At 66.7% G+C, this 19,291-nt stretch carries 10 protein-coding genes; all 10 read left to right on the plus strand.

Annotation, left to right across the window (positions count from 1 at the left end; translation table 11 throughout):
- Positions 1 to 30: 30 nt before the first annotated feature.
- The 10 genes from AC5JDC_RS25335 to pbpC all read left to right on the plus strand — a co-directional run bounded on the left by AC5JDC_RS25335 (position 31) and on the right by pbpC (position 19,127).
- Positions 31 to 627: an ANTAR domain-containing response regulator gene (locus AC5JDC_RS25335; RefSeq protein ID WP_495845702.1), complete on the plus strand. Its 597-nt coding sequence runs from the start codon at positions 31 to 33 to the stop codon at positions 625 to 627.
- Between the two features lie 2 nt (positions 628 to 629).
- A complete protein-coding gene (locus AC5JDC_RS25340) occupies positions 630 to 1,838 on the plus strand; it encodes a CmpA/NrtA family ABC transporter substrate-binding protein (protein ID WP_495845704.1) in 1,209 nt (402 codons plus the stop codon).
- A gap of 407 nt (positions 1,839 to 2,245) precedes the next feature.
- Complete coding sequence (locus AC5JDC_RS25345; RefSeq protein WP_495845706.1) at positions 2,246 to 3,550, plus strand: CmpA/NrtA family ABC transporter substrate-binding protein; 1,305 nt, start codon at positions 2,246 to 2,248, stop codon at positions 3,548 to 3,550.
- A gap of 87 nt (positions 3,551 to 3,637) precedes the next feature.
- Positions 3,638 to 4,522 carry a nitrate ABC transporter permease gene (gene ntrB / locus AC5JDC_RS25350; protein ID WP_495845708.1) on the plus strand — a complete coding sequence of 295 codons (885 nt, stop codon included), beginning with the start codon at positions 3,638 to 3,640 and terminating at the stop codon, positions 4,520 to 4,522.
- 10 nt (positions 4,523 to 4,532) lie between these two features.
- The gene (locus tag AC5JDC_RS25355; RefSeq protein WP_495845710.1) at positions 4,533 to 5,327 is read left to right on the plus strand and encodes an ABC transporter ATP-binding protein; all 795 of its coding nucleotides are present in this window, start codon (positions 4,533 to 4,535) and stop codon (positions 5,325 to 5,327) included.
- A gap of 217 nt (positions 5,328 to 5,544) precedes the next feature.
- Complete coding sequence (gene nirB / locus AC5JDC_RS25360; RefSeq protein WP_495845712.1) at positions 5,545 to 7,995, plus strand: nitrite reductase large subunit NirB; 2,451 nt, start codon at positions 5,545 to 5,547, stop codon at positions 7,993 to 7,995.
- A complete protein-coding gene (nirD, locus tag AC5JDC_RS25365) occupies positions 7,995 to 8,333 on the plus strand; it encodes a nitrite reductase small subunit NirD (protein WP_495845714.1) in 339 nt (112 codons plus the stop codon). Before nirB ends, nirD begins: the two co-directional genes overlap by 1 nt.
- 258 nt (positions 8,334 to 8,591) lie before the next feature.
- Positions 8,592 to 11,225 (plus strand): nitrate reductase, encoded by a 2,634-nt coding sequence (locus AC5JDC_RS25370; RefSeq protein WP_495845808.1) that lies wholly within the window; start codon positions 8,592 to 8,594, stop codon positions 11,223 to 11,225.
- A 295-nt stretch (positions 11,226 to 11,520) separates the two neighbouring features.
- Complete coding sequence (locus AC5JDC_RS25375) at positions 11,521 to 17,004, plus strand: alpha-2-macroglobulin family protein (RefSeq protein ID WP_495845716.1); 5,484 nt, start codon at positions 11,521 to 11,523, stop codon at positions 17,002 to 17,004.
- Positions 17,001 to 19,127 carry a penicillin-binding protein 1C gene (pbpC, locus tag AC5JDC_RS25380; RefSeq protein ID WP_495845718.1) on the plus strand — a complete coding sequence of 709 codons (2,127 nt, stop codon included), beginning with the start codon at positions 17,001 to 17,003 and terminating at the stop codon, positions 19,125 to 19,127. Before AC5JDC_RS25375 ends, pbpC begins: the two co-directional genes overlap by 4 nt.
- The last annotated feature ends 164 nt before the right edge of the window (positions 19,128 to 19,291 follow it).

The following is a 19,291-nucleotide window of genomic DNA, read 5'->3' on the forward strand; positions in this document are numbered from 1 at the left end:
TGTGCAGCTCGAACGTGCCGATAACACCTGATGCCGGTGCAGGACCTCGCCATTCTGGTGATCGACGAGAACCGCATCCGCGCCTCGATCATCGAGGACGGGTTGCGCGAGGCCGGGCATTTCCGGGTCACGGTGGTCAATGAGATCAACGAGGTGGCGCGGGTCATCGAGCGTGACATGCCCGACGTGGTGGTGATCGACCTCGAGAACCCCAATCGCGACCGGCTGGAGCATTTCTTCACGCTGAGCCGGGCCTTGCGCAAGCCGATCGCCATGTTCGTCGACCGCTCGGACGCCTCGGCCATCGAGGCGGCGGTGGAGGCCGGGGTCTCGGCCTATGTCGTGGATGGGCTGAAGAAGGAACGGGTGAAGCCGATCCTCGACATGGCGGTGAGCCGCTTCAACGCCTTCGCGCGGCTGACGCGCGAGCTGGAGCAGGCTCGCAGCGAACTCGAGGATCGCAAGGTCATCGACCAGGCCAAGGCGATCCTCAACCGAACGCGCGGGCTGAGCGAAGCGGACGCCCACAAACTGCTGCGCAAGACCGCGATGAACCAGAACCGCCGCATCGTCGATATTGCCCAGAGCCTTGTTACGGCCGACAGCCTGCTCGGCCCAGAGGAATAATCATGTCGCTCATTGCTCTCTCCGCCGGTTTCCTGCCCCTGCTCGACAGCGTGTTGCTGGTGTTGGCGCGCGAGAAGGGGTTTGCGGCGGCCGAGGGGCTGGACCTGCATCTGGTGAAGGAGAGTTCATGGGCCAATATCCGCGACCGGGCGGCATTGGGACATTTCGATTTCGCCCAGATGCTGGCGCCCATGCCGATCGCCGCGACGCTTGGGCTGAACCCGCTGTCGGTGCCGATGATCACCCCGATGGTGCTGGGGCTCGGCAATAACGGGGTGACGGTAAGCGCCGGGCTGTGGGCGCGAATGGCCGAGGCCGGGGCGCCGGCGACACTGGCCGCCGGGCCAGTCGGCGCGGCGCTGGCCAAAGTGGTGCGAGCATCGGAACGAAGATTGCGTTTCGGTGTGGTGCATCAGACCTCGTCGCACAATTACGAGCTGCGCTACTGGCTGATGGCCAGCGGCATCGTGCCCGACCGCGATATCGAGATCGTGGTGCTGCCGCCGCCGCTGCTGCCCGAGGCGCTGGGGTCGGGTGGCATCGACGGCTATTGCGTCGGCGAGCCGTGGAACACGGTGGGCGTGAAGACTGTCGGCGCGCATCTCGCCACGGTGAAGGCGGCGATCTGGCGCTCGAGTCCCGACAAGGTGATCGGCATGCGGGCGCATTGGGCCGAGGCCAATAGCGAGATCGTCGCCGGCCTGATCCGGGCGGTGCACCAGGCGGCCATGTGGTGCGGCGAGCCGGCCAACCATCAGGAGATCGCCGGGATCATGGCGGCGCCGCACTATCTGGGGGTGCCGGCCGAGCTGATCCTGCCGGCGCTCGACGGGCAGTTCGACATCGGTGGCGGGGTGAGGGCCAGCGTGCCGGACCATTTCGTGCCCTATGCCGGAGCAGCCAACTTCCCGTGGACCAGCCATGCCGCATGGTTCTACAGCCAGATGGTGCGCTGGGGCGAGCTCGAGCACAGCGTGGCGCGGGCGCGAGCGGCGGCGCTGACCTTCCGGCCGGAGGTGTACCGCTCGGCGCTGGCGCCACTCGGCGTGCCGATGCCCGTGGCGGACAGCAAGGTCGAGGGGTTGTTGGCCGCGCCGGCCGAAGTGGCGGCGACAGCGGGCACGCTGGTTATCGGACCCGACGGGTTCTTCGACGGGGTGCCGTTCGATCCGGCCGAGATCGAGGCGTATATCGAGATGCAGCGCGGGTAAGGGCGACTCTCACAGGGGCCGGTGCGGTCAGCCCGCGCCCGACCTCAGTGCTTATTCTATAATCAATTGACTGTTGTGCCGAATTTTTGTGCACGCATTGACATGACTGAACGCAAATTAGTCAGTTCTGCTGACTGATGGTTTTCGACGGTCTCCGCATAACCATCTGACTCACCTGAAGTTTCCGTCGCGGCGCCAGTTTGGCACGGCGCGTGCATTACTCTCTCCGACACGCGAATTCGCGATCATCCGGCGTCCAACGGTGGGCGCCCCATCACAGGCAAAGCCGCCAACAGGAATGTCGACTGGTCTTCGGGCCAGCGCACAGGACCTGTTGGCGGCTTTTCTGTTTGGGGCCGAGGGGCACTTCGGGGCGCCGGCTTGATCGCATCACCTGGAGAGACTTGATGACCAAGCCGACCACCACCTCCCTCCTCAGCCGCCGGGCGTTCCTCGCCGGCACCACTGCCACCGCCGCAGCCCTGGTCGCGGCCAAGGCCCTGTTCCCCTCGGGCGCTTTCGCGCAAGGGGCGGGGCCGGAAGTTACCGGCGCCAAGCTGGGCTTCATCGCACTGACCGACTCCTCGGCGCTGATCATCGCCAAGGAGAAGGGGCTGTTCGCCAAGCATGGCGTGCCAGATGTCGAGGTGCTGAAGCAGGCCAGCTGGGGCGCGACGCGCGACAACCTGGTGCTGGGCGGCGCCGCCAACGGCATCGACGGGGCGCATATCCTGACGCCGATGCCCTACCTGATTTCGACCGGCAAGGTGACGCAGAACAACGTGCCGCTGCCGATGTCGATCGTGGCGCGGCTCAATCTCGACAGCCAGGCGATCTCGGTGGCCCAGGCCTACAAGGATGTCGGCGTCGGCCTCGACAGCTCGCCGCTCAAGGACGTGTTCGCCAAACGCAAAGCCGAGGGCAAGGAGGTCACCGTGGCGATGACCTTCCCCGGTGGGACGCACGACCTGTGGATCCGCTACTGGCTCGCCGCCGGCGGCATCAACCCCAACACCGAGGTTTCCACCATCACCGTGCCGCCGCCGCAGATGGTGGCCAACATGAAGGTCGGGAACATGGATGCCTTCTGCGTCGGTGAGCCGTGGAACGAGCAACTGGTCAACCAGGGGATCGGCTTCACCGCCGCAACCACCGGCGAGTTGTGGAAGGGGCACCCGGAAAAGGCGCTGGGGTTGCGCAACGACTTCATCGAGAAAAACCCGATCGCCACCCGCGCCATCCTGATGGCGGTGATGGAGGCGGCGCAGTGGGCCGACGACATGGCCAACAAGGAGGAGCTGAGCCAGATCCTCGGCAAGCGCGGCTGGTTCAACGTGCCGCCGGCCGATGTGCTGGGGCGGCTCAAAGGCGACATCAACTACGGCAACGGCCGGGTGATGACCGCCACCGGGCTCGAGATGAAGTTCTGGAAGGACCATGCCTCCTACCCGTTCAAGAGCCACGATGCGTGGTTCCTCACCGAGGACATCCGCTGGGGGTACCTGCCGGCCGAAACCGACGTGAAGGCGTTGGTCGACCAGGTCAATCGCGAGGATCTGTGGCGCGATGCGGCAAAAACTCTGGGCGTGGCGGCGGCCGACATCCCGGCGTCGAGCTCGCGCGGGCCGGAGACCTTCTTCGACGGCAAGGTGTTCGATCCCGAAAACCCGTCCGCTTACCTCGAGAGCCTCGCGATCACTGCGCTGGGCTGATCGGGTCGACGTCCCCTGACTGGCGCCGGGCCCAGCCCCGGCTCGGCGCCGCTTTTTTCCCCCTCATTGAGTACGGACCCCGCGAGCATGAGTGCAGAGGCCCAGTTCGAAACCGTCGTGCAAGCCAAGAAGGCGAAGGTGTTCGCCTTTCCGGCGCAATCCAGCACCCGCAGGGTCGACCTTCGAAAGGTCGCTGCCAACGTGGCGCGCTCCGTCGTGCCGCCGCTGATCGTCGTGCTGCTGGTGCTGCTGGTCTGGCAGATCGCCTGCGCCACCCCCGGCGCCTCGCTGCCGCCGCCATCGCTGGTGTGGGAGCAGGCCGGCGAGCTGATCTGGAACCCGTTCTTCGACTACGGCAATGGCGATATCGGCCTCGCCTGGCGGGTGCTGGCCTCGCTGCAGCGGGTGGCCATCGGCTTCGGCTTCGCCGCCCTGGTGGGCGTCGCGGTCGGCGCGTTCATCGGACAATCGGTCTGGGCGATGCGCGGGCTCGATCCGATCTTCCAGATCCTTCGCACCGTGCCGCCGCTGGCCTGGCTGCCGCTGTCGCTGGCGGCGTTCCGCGACAGCCACCCCTCGGCGATCTTCGTCATCTTCATCACCGCCGTGTGGCCGGTGATCATCAACACGGCAGTGGGCGTCCGCAATATCCCGAACGACTATCGCAACGTCGCGGCGATCCTCCGGCTCAACCCGATCGAGTTCTTCTTCAAGGTGATGGTGCCGGCCGCGGCGCCGTACATCTTCACCGGCCTCAGGATCGGTATCGGGCTCAGCTGGCTCGCCATCGTCGCGGCGGAAATGCTCACCGGCGGCGTCGGCATCGGCTTCTTCATCTGGGATGCGTGGAACTCGTCACGCCTGCCCGACATCATCGTGGCGCTGGTCTATATCGGCGTGGTCGGCTTCATGCTCGACCGCCTGGTTGCCGGCTTCGGCGCCTTCATCACCCGCGGCACGGCCGCGAACTGAGGAGGCAGGAATGGCTGGCTATCTCAAGATCGATCACGTCGACAAAAGCTTCGAGCGGAACGGGGTCACCTCGGAGGTGCTCAAGGATATCTCGCTGGAGATCGAGCAGGGCGAGGTGATCTCGATCATCGGCCACTCGGGTTGCGGCAAGTCGACCTTGCTCAACCTGATCGCCGGACTGACCGAGGTCACTTCGGGCGCCATCTTCCTCGAGGACAAGACCGTATCGGAGCCCGGACCGGAGCGAGCGGTGGTGTTCCAGAACCATTCGCTGCTGCCCTGGCTGACGGTCTACGAGAACGTCAACCTGGCGGTCGGCAAGGTGTTCGGGGCGAAGAAGTCGAAGGCCGAGCGGCATGAGTGGATCATGCACAATCTCGACCTGGTGCAGATGGGGCATGCCCGCGACAAGCGGCCGGCGGAAATCTCGGGCGGCATGAAGCAGCGCGTCGGCATCGCCCGGGCGCTGGCGATGGAGCCGAAAATCCTGCTGCTCGACGAACCGTTCGGGGCGCTCGACGCGCTGACCCGGGCGCACCTGCAGGATGCGGTGATGGAGATCCACGGTCGGCTGAACAACACCATGATCATGATCACCCACGACGTGGATGAGGCGGTGCTGCTTTCCGACCGGATCGTGATGATGACCAATGGCCCGGCGGCGCGGATCGGCGAAGTGCTGGAGGTGCCGCTCGGCCGGCCGCGCCAGCGGCTCGAGCTCGCCGGTGACCGCACTTACCTCAAGTGCCGCGAGGCGGTGCTGAAATTCCTCTACGAGCGGCACCGCTTTGTGGAGGCGGCATGATGGGGGTCGCCGTGAAGCAGTCGCATACCAAAAGCCACCGGCCCCTCAGTGGTCCTCCACCGCGCAGCGGGGGAGGGGGACCAGCGAAGCTGGTGGAGGGGGCGGCCCCACAAACCGGCGCATCCTGCCGCCCCCTCCACCGCCTTCGGCGGTCCCCCTCCCCCGTTTCACGGTGGAGGAGCAACGAGAGGCCGGTGGTTCAACTGGAGACGGTTCAGTGAAAGAAAAACTCGTCATCATCGGCAACGGCATGGCGCCCGGGCGGGCGCTGGAGAAGCTGTTCGAGACCGATCCCGACCGCTACGAGGTGGTGATCTTCAACGCCGAGCCGCGGGTCAATTACGACCGCATCATGCTCAGCCCCGTGCTGTCGGGCGAGAAGAGCTTTGACGACATCGTCATCCATGGCGACGCCTGGTACATCAAGCACGGCATCACCCTCTACAAGGGGTGCAAGGTCGAGAGCATCGACCGGGTGAACAAGACCGTGACCTCGGTCAACGGTATCACCGAGAGCTACGACAAGCTGGTGATCGCCACCGGTTCAGTGCCGTTCATCATCCCGGTGCCGGGCGCGAACCTCGCCGGCGTCGTCACCTATCGCGATCTCGATGACGTCAACACCATGATGCTGGCGGCCAAGTCCAGGGGCAGGGCGGTGGTGATCGGCGGCGGACTGCTCGGGCTCGAGGCGGCGGCCGGGCTCAACGAGCAGGGCATGGACGTCACCGTAGTGCACGTGATGCCGACGCTGATGGAGCGCCAGCTCGATCCGGCGGCCGGTTACCTGCTTGGGGAATCGATGAAGGCGCGTGGCATCAAGGTGATGACCTCGGCCAACACCAGGCAGATCCTCGGCGACAAGCGGGTCACCGGCATCGAGTTCGCCGACGGTTCGGTGATCCCGGCGGACCTGGTGGTGATGGCGGTCGGTATCCGGCCGAACGTGGCGCTCGCCAAGAGCGCCGAACTCGCCGCCAATCGCGGCATCGTGGTCGATGCGCAGATGCGTACTTCCGACCCCTCGATCTATGCGCTCGGCGAATGCGTCGAGGTGAACGGGGCGACCTTCGGGCTCGTGGCGCCGCTCTACGATATGGCCAACGTCCTCGCCGCACAGCTCTGCGGCGACGACAAGGCGACCTTCACGCCGGTCGCCACCGCGACCCGGCTCAAGGTCACCGGCGTCAACCTTTACTCGGCCGGCGATTTCGCCGAAGGCGAGGATCGCGAGGAGATCGTGCTGCGCGACGCCTCGGCCGGCGTCTACAAGCGGCTGATCCTCAAGGACGACAGGATCATCGGCACGGTGCTCTACGGCGATACCGGCGATGGGCCGTGGTTCTACGATATGCTGAAGCGCAACGTCGATACGCGCGAGATGCGCGACACGCTGATCTTCGGCCAGAACTACCAGGGTGGTGCCCCGCTGGACCCTACGGCGGCCGTTGCAGCCTTGCCGGATGAGGCAGAGATCTGCGGCTGCAACGGCGTATGTAAGTCGAAGATCACCGGGACGATCACCAGCAAGGGCCTGACCTCGCTCGACGATGTCCGCGCCCATACCAAAGCCTCGGCGAGCTGTGGCTCGTGCACGGGGCTCGTCGAAAAGCTGCTGCTGCTGACGCTTGGCGACAGTTACAACCCATCGGCCGTGCAGCCGATGTGCAAATGTACCGATCTCGGCCATGACGAAGTGCGCAGGCTCATTGTTGCCAAGGAGTTGCGCTCGATCCCTCAACTTATGCAGGAGCTTGAGTGGAAGACTTCATGCGGCTGCGCCAAGTGCCGGCCGGCATTGAACTATTACATGGTGGCGAGCTGGCCGGGCGAATACGAGGACGACCAGCAATCCCGCTTCATCAACGAACGCGTGCACGCCAATATCCAGAAGGACGGGACCTATTCGGTGGTGCCGCGGATGTGGGGCGGCATGACCACTTCGGGTGAACTGCGCGCCATCGCCGATGTGGTCGACAAGTTCCGTATCCCGGCGGTGAAAGTCACCGGTGGGCAGCGCATCGACATGCTGGGGGTGAAGAAGGAGGACCTGCCGGCCGTATGGGCCGACCTTAACGCCGCCGGCATGGTATCGGGCGCTGCCTATGCCAAGGGCCTGAGGACGGTGAAGACCTGTGTCGGCTCGGACTGGTGCCGGTTCGGCACGCAGGATTCGACCGGGCTGGGCATCAAGCTCGAAAAGTTCATGTGGGGAGCCTGGACCCCGGCCAAGGTGAAGATGGCCGTCTCCGGCTGCCCACGCAACTGCGCCGAAGCCACCTGCAAGGATGTCGGCGTGATCTGCGTCGACAGTGGCTACGACATTGTCTTTGCCGGGGCCGCCGGGCTCGACATCAAGGGCACCGAAGCGCTCTGCCATGCCGACAGCGAGGACGAGGCGATCGAGATCATCGCCGCGCTGACCCAGCTCTATCGCGAGCAGGGGCGCTATCTCGAGCGCATGTACAAGTGGCTGAAGCGGGTGGGGATGGAGTCGATCCAGGCCGCCATCGTCACCGACCGCGAGAAGCGCCGCTTCTACTACGACCGTTTCGTGTTCAGCCAGCAGTTCGCCCAGGTCGATCCGTGGGAAGAACGGGTCAACGGCAAGGATGCGCACGAGTTCGCCGCGCTGGCGGAATTCGGCGTGCCGCAGGCAGCGGAGTGATGGATATGAACGACTGGATCGAGATCGGGCGGATCGAGCAGATCCCGCTGCGCGGCGCGCGCTGCGTGAACACGCCGGCGGGCAAGATCGCGGTGTTCCGCACTGCCGAGAACCATGTCTACGCCATCGAGAACCGCTGCCCGCACAAGGGTGGGCCGCTCAGCGAGGGGATCGTGCACGGCGGGTCGGTGACCTGTCCGCTGCACAACTGGGTGTTCGACCTTGCCACCGGCGAAGCGCAGGGCGCCGACGAAGGGCAGGTCAGGACTTTTGCGGTGAACGTGGTCGACGGCCGCATCTTCATGGCGGCCGAGGTCATGCTGATGGCGGCGGAGTAGGGGGTATCGTGGCTCCGCGACCCCTCGAGCGCAGTTCGGTGCGTGTTGCCCACCCCCACCCAGCTTCGCTACGGCTTCGCCTAGCTGCGCTACCCTCCCCACAAGGGGGAGGGAGGGAGAAGAACCGAAGCCATCAGTCGGGTCTCCCTCCCCTTGATGGGGAGGGCAGCGCAGCTTGCCCGCGTAGCGGGCTTAGCGCAGCTGGGTGGGGTGGAGCCCCGCGCTCTGCGAGCCGAACGGGTAGGGGTTCCAGCCACGATGCCTGATACCATCCGCACCACCTGCCCCTATTGCGGGGTCGGCTGTGGGGTGCTGGCGACACCGCAGCCGGACGGCTCCGTGACGATATCAGGCGACCCCGAGCATCCGGCCAATTTCGGGCGGCTCTGCTCGAAGGGATCGGCGCTGGGCGAAACGCTGTCGCTGGACGGGCGACTGCTCCACCCCGAGATCGATGGCGAGCGCGCCAGCTGGGACCAGGCGCTCGACCTTGTAGCCAATACCTTTGCAGAGACCATCGCCGAGCATGGGCCGGACTCGGTCGCCATCTACGGCTCGGGGCAGTTGCTCACCGAGGATTACTACGTCGCCAACAAGCTGATGAAGGGGTTCATCGGCTCGGGCAATATCGACACCAACTCGCGGCTCTGCATGGCCTCGTCGGTGGCTGGGCACAAGCGGGCCTTCGGCTCGGACACGGTGCCCGGGAACTACGAGGATCTGGAGCTCGCCGACCTGATCATCCTCGTCGGCTCCAACCTCAGCTGGTGCCACCCGGTGCTGTACCAGCGCATCGTCAAGGCCAAGACCGAGCGGCCGGGGATGCGGATTGTGCTGATCGACCCCAGGCGGACCACTACCGCAAACCAGGCGGACCTGCACCTCGCCATCAAGCCGGATGGCGATACGGCCTTGTTCGTGGGGCTGCTCAAGTCTCTCGCCGAGCGGAACGCCGTCGATGCCGAGTTCATCGCCGAGAGCACCAATGGGTTCGGTGCGGCGCTCGACGTGGCACGCGGCTGGAGCCTCGAGCGGGTGGCGGACGCCACCGGGCTCAGCCAGCGCGACATCGCGGCGTTCTACGACTGGTTCGCCGAGACGACGCGGGCAGTGACGGTCTACTCGCAGGGGGTCAACCAGTCGGCGACCGGCACTGACAAGGTCAACGCCATCGTCAACGTGCACCTCGCCACCGGCAGGATCGGCCTGCCGGGGATGGGACCGTTCTCGGTCACCGGGCAACCCAACGCCATGGGTGGACGCGAAGTCGGCGGGCTCGCCAATATGCTGGCCGCGCACATGGATTTCGAACCCCGGAACATCGACCGGGTGAAGCGCTTCTGGCGCTCCGAGCGGGTCGCAGAGAAGCCCGGCCTGAAGGCGGTGGAGCTGTTCGAGGCGATCGCTCAGGGCAAGGTGAAGGCGCTGTGGATCATGGCGACCAATCCGGTGGATTCGATGCCCGAGGCCGACAAGGTGCGGGCGGCGATCCGGGCCTGTCCATTCGTCGTGGTGTCGGACATGAACGCGGGAACCGATACGGCGGTGGAGGCCGATGTGCGGCTGCCGGCGGCGGGTTGGGGCGAAAAGGACGGTACGGTCACCAATTCCGAGCGCCGGATCTCGCGGCAGCGCCCGTTTCTCCCGGCGCCCGGGGAAGCGAGGCCCGACTGGTGGATTGTCGCGCAGGTGGCGCGCCGCATGGGATACGCCGAAGCCTTCGCCTACGAGCGGCCGGGCGAAATCTTTGCAGAGCATACAGCGCTTTCCGGGTTCGAGAATGACGGCAGCCGCGATTTCGACCTCTCGGGGCTGATGCACGCCGATTATGACGGGCTGCAACCGGTGCAGTGGCCGGTGCGGGCGGTTCGCGGCACGGCGCGGATGTTTGCCGATGGGCGGTTCTTCACCCCCGACATGCGGGCGCGCTTCGTCGCGGTGCTGCCACCGCCGCCGCTGGTGCCGCCGCCGGGTATGCTGGTGCTCAATACCGGGCGGGTGCGCGACCACTGGCACACCATGACGCGGACCGGCAAGGCGGCACGGCTCTCGGCGCATATGGCCGAACCCTTCGCCGAGCTCCACCCCGACGACGCGGCTGAAAAGAGCATCCGGCACGCCAGCCTCGTCCGGCTCGAGAACCAGCATGGAAGCGTCTTGGTGCGGGCGCTGGTGACCGAGCGGCAGCAAAAGGGCTCGGTGTTTGTGCCGATGCACTGGACCGACCGGTTCTCGGCGCAAGGCCGGATCGACGTGCTGGTGAGCGGCCAGACCGATCCGCAATCGGGGCAGCCGGCGCTCAAATCGGCGATGGTGGTGGCAGGCCCGGCTTTGGCCCGGCGCTACGGCTTTGCGGTCAGCCGGGTGCGGCCGCAGCTTGTCGGCACTGATTACTGGGCCATCGCCGAGACGGCGGGCGGCTGGCGGGCGGAGCTGGCGTTCATCAGCGAACCCGAGGATTGGGTCGGCTGGGCGCGTGTCGCGTTCGGGGTGGGGGAGAGCGTCGAACTGCTGAGCATTGCCGACAAGGCAAGTGGTCGGCAGAGCCTTGCGCTATTCGAGGCGGGCCGGTTGAGTTTCGCGCTCTACCTGTCGCCCGACCCGGTGCTGGTATCGCGGCAATGGGCGGTGTCGCTGCTGACCGAGACAATCGAGCCGGCCCGGCGGGCGGACATCCTTGCCGGACGGCCCGGCGCCGACCGGCCGGACCCAGGCCCGATCGTCTGCGCCTGCTTCGGGGTCGGCGCCAACCAGATCGCCGAAGCGGCGCGCAGCGGCTGCCACACCGTCGATGCGATCGGGGCGGCGCTGAAAGCAGGGACGAATTGTGGTTCGTGTCGCGCGGAGATTCGCGGGATCATCGAGGTGAACCGGCCGGAGGCGGCGGAGTAGGAGGCTGTTGGCAGCAGTCGGGACTCCCTCTCCCGCTTGCGGGGGAGGGGGGACCAGCCGAAAGGCTGGTGGGAGGGGGGGCCGCAAACACCGAGCCTGACCCCAGCCGCCCACGATCAGTGCGTGCAGCACCCCCCTCCCACCACGCTTTCGCGTGGTCCCCCCCTCCCCCGCAAGCGGGAGAGGGTGCGCCGACTGCCAGTTTCGCGCAGCATCTTACCCCCGTCATTCATTTGTCGTTCAGCCCCATTCATCATAGGGTGGCGGAGTTATTCGATACGATAGGGGTTTGGGAATGCAGCGGCTTTTTCGGTCGATCTGGTGGCTTGTCGTGGCCGGAACCCTTGCCCTCAGTCCTGCGCATGCGGCCGACCGCAACATCACGTTGCTGCCCGGCACCGACCTTCCCGGCTTCGACTATTCGGTGCTGAAGGACGTCGATGTCGACGCCTGTTCGGCGGCCTGTACCGACGACAAGATCTGCCGCGCCTTCACCTATAACGAGAAGGCCAAGTGGTGCTTCCTCAAGGGTGATGTCGGCCCTGAGACGGCGTTCAAGGGCGCCACGTCCGGCCGCGTCGATTTCACCCCGCCGCTGGCCGAGACGGTCGAGGCCCGGCTGAGCGAATTGCCGTTCCCGGCGCAGGACCTGGTCGATTCCGCCCGCTATATGGCGACCAGCCTGCCGCAGACCGATCCGCCGCCGCCCGATGTCAGCTATGAAGACCTGGTGGCCGCCGGCGATGAAGCCTCGGCGCAGTCGAACCCCTCGGCGGCGATGGTCTCCTATCGCCAGGCGCTGGCGATCAACCGGAACGACCCCTCGGTATGGCTGAAGCTCGCCGCCGAGGGCGAGGCGCGCATGGTGATCGAGGCGGCCGCCGGCAACGGCGTCTATGACCTCGCGGTCAACTCGTCCTATGCGGCGATGAATGCACTGATGCTGTCCGAAACTGTGGCCGAGCGCGCCGACGCGCTGGGAGCACTGGCGCTTGCGCTGTCGCGCCGCGAGATGTGGCGCGAAACCATCGCCACCTATCGCGCCAGCCTCGCACTGGTCGACAACGCGACGCGCGAAGCGGCGCTGGAACAGACGGTGGCCGAGCACGGCTTCCGCGTCACCTCCAACCAGGTCGATGCCGAAGCCGCCAACCCGCGCATCTGCGCGGTATTCTCGGATTCGCTGCCCTCCGGCGATACCGACCTTTCGAGCTATGTGGTGGTCGACAACGCGCCGACCGTGGCGGTGGAGACCGAGCAGAGCCAGATCTGCATCACCGGCGTCGAGCATGGCCGGCGCTATCACATCAAGCTGCGTTCGGGCCTGCCCTCGGCCAATGGCGAAGAGCTGCGCTCCGATGTCGAGCTCGACCTCTATGTGCCCGATCGCGCGCCGTTCGTCGGCTTTGCCAACAATGCCTATGTGATGCCCGCCGGGCTCGGCGGCGGCCTGCCGATTACCTCGGTGAACGCCAAGACCGCCGACGTGGTGATCTACCGGATCGGCGATCGCTCGATTGCCACCGCGGTGCGCAACGGGGTGTTCCAGCGCACGCTCGACGGCTATTCGGCCGAAGACGTCGCCAATTCGACCGGCGAGAAGACCTGGGAAGGCCAGGTCGACCTGGCGCAGGGCGCCCCCAACGCCATGACGGTGACCGCCATTCCGGTCGCTGAAATCGTCAAGGAACTGCAGCCGGGCGCCTATGTGGTGACCGCCAAGGTCAATGGCGTGCAGCAGGAGTACTGGAAAGAAGTCGCAACGCAGTGGTTCATCGTCACTGATCTCGGGCTGACCACGGTCACCGGCGACGATGGCGTGCATGCGTTCGTGCGCTCGCTCACCAGTGCGCAGCCGGTGGCCAATGCCAAAGTGCGGCTCGTCGCGGTCAACAACGAGATCCTCGGCGAAGCGGTGACCGATGCCGATGGCCGGGCCGATTTCGCGCCGGGCCTGTCGCGCGGCGAGGGCGGCCGGGCGCCGCAACTGATCACCACCGAGACCGATGGCGGGGACTATGCGTTCCTCGACGTTTCGAAGGCGGCGTTCGATCTCACCGATCGCGGTGTCGAGGGCCGGCCGTCGCCGGGTCCGCTCGACCTGTTCGCCACCACCGAGCGCGGCGTCTATCGTCCGGGCGAGACGGTGTTCCTCACCGCCATCCTGCGTGACGTCAAAGCCAAGGCAGTGACCGACCTGCCGCTGACGCTGGAAGTGCAGCGTCCGGACGGGGTGATCTCGAGCACGGAACTGCTGAGCGATGCCGGTGCCGGCGGCTATTTCAGCGCCATCACGCTCGACCCTGAAGCGATGCGCGGCTCGTGGACCATGCGGCTCTATGCCGACCCCAAGGCCGAGGCGCTGACCAATGTCGGGTTCCTGGTCGAGGATTTCGAGCCGGAACGGCTGGCTTTTGAAATCAGCGCGGCAGACGAGCCGATCAGGACCGGCGAAATGACGCCGGTCGAAGTGACCGCCAAGTATCTCTATGGCGCTACCGCGCCCGACCTCGCGGTCGAGGCCGACGCGGTGCTGCGTCCGGTGACGTCGCTGCCCGCCTATCCTGGCTATACGTTCGGCCGGCTCGACGACACCTTCGAGACTTCCCGCGAGCCGCTCGGCGTCGTCGGCACCACCGATGAGGCCGGCAACGCGACGGCGGAGCTCAACATCAGCGCGCCGCAAGCGACGACGCGGCCGCTCGAGGCGCAGCTGATCCTGCGCCTTGTCGACAGCAATGGCCGCGCCATCGAGCGCAGCCTCACCCGTCCGGTGCTGGCCGACGGCAACCGCATCGGGCTGAAGCCGCAGTTTGCCGATGCCAGCGGGCTGGCCGAAGGCAGCGAGGCGAAGTTCGACGTGATCGCGGTGGCGCCCGATGGCGCGACGGTCGATGAGGCCGGGCTCGAGTGGTCGCTGTCGCGGGTCGAAACCACCTATCAGTGGTACCGCAACAGCGGCACCTGGAAGTGGGAAGACATCACCACGACGCGCGAAGTGGCCAACGGCACCGTCGATGCGCTCGCCTCCGGCCCGGTGGCCGTCGGCGCGGCCGTCAGCTGGGGCCAGTACCGGCTTGAAGTCACGAGCACCGGTGAAGGCGCCACCTCGTCGAGCTACGAGTTCTATGCCGGCTACTATTATCCGGAAGCGGGCTCGGACACGCCGGACACGCTGTCGGTGGCGCTCGACAAGCCTGCTTACCAGAAGGGCGAGACGGCCAACCTGAAGCTCGATCCGCAATTCGCCGGTACCGCGCTGGTGATGGTGGTCGACGATCGCATCATCGACATGAAGGCGGTCGAAGTGCCGGAAGGCGGCACCACCGTGCCGCTCGAAGTCACCGATGACTGGGGCCCGGGCGCCTATGTGACGGCGATGCTCTATCGTCCGGCCAGCGCGGAAGCCAAGCGCATGCCGGCGCGTGCGCTCGGCCTCGCCTTCGCCGATGTCGAGCCAGGCGACCTGAAGCTCGACCTCAGCATCGAGGCGCCCGAGGTGGCATTGCCGCGCCAGGCCTTCACCACCACGGTGAAGCTTGCCAACGTCAAGCCGGGTGACAAGGCCTATGTCGCGGTTGCGGCAGTGGACCTCGGCATCCTCAACCTCACCAAGTTCCAGGTGCCGGATCCGGATGGCTGGTTCTTCGGCCAGCGCCAGCTCGGCGTCGAGGTGCGCGATCTCTATGGCCAGCTGATCGACCCGATGCAGGGCACACCTGGTGCCTTCCGTACCGGCGGTGACGAGGGCGCCTCGCGCTTCGGCACGCCGCCTGCGACCACGGTGCTGGTGGCGCTCCACTCCGGCATCGTCGAAGTGGGTGCCGACGGCACTGCGACGATCAGCTTCGACATGCCGGATTTCAACGGCACGGTGCGGCTGATGGCGATGGCGTGGAGCGCCGGTGCCGTGGGTCATGGTTCGGCCGACGTGATCGTGCGCGATCCGGTGGTGGTGAACCTGAGCCCGCCGCGCTTCCTGCGGCTCGACGACACGTCGCGGCTGCTGGTCGAAGTCAACAATGTCGGCGGCGAGCCGGGCACCTACAAGGTGGCGCTCGAAACCGGCACCGGGCTCTCGACCGATGCGGCCGAGACTTCGGTCGAGTTGCCGACGGGCGAGCGCACCGCGCTCAACCTCAGCCTCACCGGCACGGAGATCGGCGACCAGACGCTCAAGGTGATCGTCACCGCGCCGAACGGCGATACGCAGACCAAGGAGCTGACGCTCGGGGTCCGTGCCGCCAGTGCACCCGTGACCACCAGCCAGTTGATCCCGCTGGAGGTTGGCGCGACGACCACGCTCGACAATAGCCTGTTTGCCGACATGGTGCCGCATACCGGGGAACTGACGCTCGCGGTCGGGCCGATTGCCCGCCTCGATGTGCCGGGCCTGCTGATGCAGCTCGATCGCTACCCCTATGGCTGTGCCGAGCAGACCTCGAGCCGGGCCCTGCCGCTGCTCTATCTCAACGAAGTCGCCTCGATGATCGGTCTGGGCGATGACGAAGCGATCACCCAGCGGGTCAAGGACGCGATCAAGAACCTGCTCGCCAAGCAGACCTCCAGCGGCGGTTTCGGCCTCTGGGGACCCTATGACGGCACCGACCTGTGGCTCGACGCCTACGTCACCGAGTTCCTGCTCCGCGCCAAGGCGGAAGGCTACGACGTGCCGGAGCTGGCGATGACCCGGGCGCTCGACAACCTCGGCAACCAGGTGTCCTACGCCACCGACTTCACCGTCGGCGGAGAGGACGTGGCCTTCGCGCTCTACGACCTGGCGCGCGCCGGCCGGGCCGCCATCGGCGACCTGCGCTACTATCTCGAGGCGCGCCTCAGCGCCTTCGGTTCGCCGCTCGCCAAGGCCCAGCTCGGCGCCGCGCTCGCCCTCTATGGCGACCGGACCCGTGCGGCAGAGGCCTTCCAGGCGGCGGTCGAGGACCTCAAGGCGCGTGAAGATCGGGCGAAGTATCGCAACGACTATGGCAGCCAGCTGCGCGACACGGCCGGGGTGCTTGCCCTCGCCGCCGAGTTCACGCCGTCGGGTGTCGATATCGGGGCGCTGACGACCAAGCTCGCGACGCTGCGCGACCAGGAGCGCTGGACCTCCACCCAGGAGGATGCGTGGACCCTGGTGGCCGCCTCGGCGCTGGCTCGTGAGGCAAGTGATGGTTCGGTGACGATCAATGGCGATCCGCTCACCGGCACCGTCTATCGCCGCTACGACCAGGAGGCGTTCGACAATGAGACCGTCGAGATCGTCAACAACGGCAACCGGCCGACCGAGATGAAGGTGACCGTCACCGCCATCCCGGCGACCCCGCCGGCGGCGAGCTCGAATGGGTTCACCATCCAGCGCGACTACTACCTGCCCAATGGCGAGCCGGCTGATCTCAGCAATGTCCGCCAGAACGACCGGTTCGTGGTGGTGTTGACGACGCAGCCGACCCAGCTCGGTTCGGGCCAGTATGTGGTGGCCGATCCGCTGCCGGCCGGGTTCGAGATCGAGAACCCCGACCTGCTGCAGGGCTCGGGCGTTGCCGACCTCAGCTGGCTCACCGTCGATACGCCGGCGCATGTTGAATCGCGGACCGACCAGTTCGTCGCCGCATTCAAGTTCACCTCCGCGGCCTCGAGCGTCACCACTGCCTACATGGTGCGTGCCGTCTCGCCGGGCAGCTTCGTGATGCCGGGCGCCACGGTCGAGGACATGTACCGGCCGGAACTGCGCGCCAATACCGACGCAGGCCAGATTGAGGTCGGCGTCACCGGGCCATGAGCACGGCCGGACACAAACAACAGCCCCGGCGCTTCCGCGCGCCGGGGCTCTTTACTGCCACGCTGATCGTCCTCGCCGGCGTGGCGCTGGTCGGCAGTCAGTATGGGCTCGCCGTGCTGCGCGATATCCGCGCCACCTTGCCGCCCACTCCGGTGGTGTCGGCGGTGCCGGTATCGACCGCGGTGGTCGACAATGCCGGGCTGCTGCTGAGGCCCTTCACCACGGCCAATGGCCGCTGGCGCCTGCCGGTGACCATCGAAGAGGTCGACCGGCGCTTCATCGACATGCTGCTGGCTTATGAGGACCAGCATTTCAACGAGCATCACGGCATCGACTGGCCCTCGATGCTGCGCGCCGCGGTGCAATATGCCGGGGCCGGGCGGATCGTCTCGGGCGGCTCGACCCTCACCATGCAGGTGGCGCGGCTGATCGGTGGAGAGCCGACCCGCAACATTGCCGGCAAGCTCCGCCAGATGGTGCATGCCGACATGCTGGAGCAGACGCTCAGCAAAGACGAGATCCTGACGCTCTACCTGACGCTTGCCCCCTATGGTGGCAATATCGAGGGGATCCGCGCCGCGAGCCTCGCCTATTTCGGCAAGGAGCCCGGTCGGCTGACCACGGCGGAATGCGCGTTGCTGGTGGCGCTGCCGCAATCGCCCGAGGCGCGACGGCCGGATCGCGATATCGAGGTGGCGCGGAGTGCCCGCAACCTGGTGCTCGACCGCATGGTCGGCGCCAAGGTGATCAGCGCCGACGAGGCGGAGGCAGCCAAGCTCGAGCCGATGCCCAGGGTGCGGCGCGATTTCCCGATGTATGCGGCGCACCTCGCCCAGGCGGCGGTGAAGGCGCACCCCAATGCCCGCCGGATCGAGCTCACCATCGATCGGAAGCTGCAGGCCAAGCTCGAGCGGCTCGGCGCCGATCGGGCGGCGCAACTCGGCTCGAAGCTTTCGGTAGCGATCGTCGTCGCCGACCAGCAGACCGGCAATATCCTTGCCTCGGTCGGCTCGGCCGGCCTCTTCAACGCCGAAAGCGACGGCTATGTCGATATGACCGAGGCGGTGCGCTCGCCCGGCTCGACGCTGAAGCCGCTGATCTACGGGCTGGCCTTCGAGTTGGGGCTTGCCCATCCGGAGAGCCTGATCGAGGACCGGCCGACTGCCTTCAACGGTTATGTGCCGGTCAATTTCGATGGCTTCAACCGCGGCACGGTGTCGATCCGGCAAGCGCTGACCGAGTCGCTGAACATTCCCGCCGTGGTGGTGCTCGACGCGGTCGGGCCGGCCCGGCTGGTGGCGCGGATCAAGCGGGCGCATGCCGCGGCGCGGCTGCCCGCCGATACGGCGCCGAGCCTCGCGGTGGGCCTCGGCGGGGTCGGCGTGACGCTGCGCGACCTGGTTTCGATCTATGCGGCCATCGGCCGGGGCGGCACCCCGGTGGTGCTGCGCGACGGGGTGAAGCCGGTGGTGGAGGAGACCGAGACGCCGGCGCCGGTGCTCGATCCGATTGCTGCCTGGTATGTCGGCAATATCCTCGCCGACGTGCCGCCGCCGCTCAACGGCTCGGCCGGCCGCATCGCCTACAAGACCGGCACCTCCTACGGCTATCGCGACGCCTGGGCCATCGGCTTTGACGGCAAGACCGTGATCGGGGTGTGGGTCGGCCGGCCCGACAATTCGCAGATCCCCGGCATTACCGGCATCGGCGCCGCCGCGCCGATCCTGTTCGAGAGCTTTGACCGGCTGGCCGAGAAGACCGTGCCGCTGCGCGACGCCCCGCCGGGAACGATCTTTGCCTCCAACTCGGAGCTGCCACTGCCGTTGCGCCGCTTCCGTCATCCCGACGAGCAGAAGGTGAAACGCGATGCGGCGCCGCAGATCGCCTATCCGGCCGATGGCGTCGATGTCGATCTCGGGCTGGCCTCAGGCAACGAGGCGCCACTGATCGTCAAGGTGCGCAACGGCGTGCCGCCCTTCACCTTTTTCGCCAACGGCGCGCCGTTCGGGCGTTCTGCCTTCGCCCGGCAGAACAGTTGGCATCCGGATGGCCCAGGCTTCGTCACTCTCTCGGTGGTGGATGCCGAGGGCCGCTCGGACACGGTGAAGGTGTTCCTGGACTAGCGCGGAGCTTTCCGCGCGTCCCGCCCGACCGCCGATCCTCTCCCGGTTGATCCGCATTCGCCGCCAATTAGATAAGACTGCCGGCGATCGGCTTCACCAAAACGGAACGGCGCCGCCGGGATACTGCCCGGGCCTCACTTTGCCGCTCGGCCGACCATCCCGCC

It is taken from the genome of Kumtagia sp. (genome assembly GCF_059502445.1).

Coding starts and splice junctions, on each gene's coding strand:
- AC5JDC_RS25335 (WP_495845702.1), top strand. CDS start 31: ATGCCGGTGCAGGACCTCGCCATTCTGGTGATCGACGAGAACCGCATC.
- AC5JDC_RS25340 (WP_495845704.1), top strand. CDS start 630: ATGTCGCTCATTGCTCTCTCCGCCGGTTTCCTGCCCCTGCTCGACAGC.
- AC5JDC_RS25345 (WP_495845706.1), top strand. CDS start 2,246: ATGACCAAGCCGACCACCACCTCCCTCCTCAGCCGCCGGGCGTTCCTC.
- ntrB (WP_495845708.1), top strand. CDS start 3,638: ATGAGTGCAGAGGCCCAGTTCGAAACCGTCGTGCAAGCCAAGAAGGCG.
- AC5JDC_RS25355 (WP_495845710.1), top strand. CDS start 4,533: ATGGCTGGCTATCTCAAGATCGATCACGTCGACAAAAGCTTCGAGCGG.
- nirD (WP_495845714.1), top strand. CDS start 7,995: ATGGATATGAACGACTGGATCGAGATCGGGCGGATCGAGCAGATCCCG.
- AC5JDC_RS25370 (WP_495845808.1), top strand. CDS start 8,592: ATGCCTGATACCATCCGCACCACCTGCCCCTATTGCGGGGTCGGCTGT.
- AC5JDC_RS25375 (WP_495845716.1), top strand. CDS start 11,521: ATGCAGCGGCTTTTTCGGTCGATCTGGTGGCTTGTCGTGGCCGGAACC.
- pbpC (WP_495845718.1), top strand. CDS start 17,001: ATGAGCACGGCCGGACACAAACAACAGCCCCGGCGCTTCCGCGCGCCG.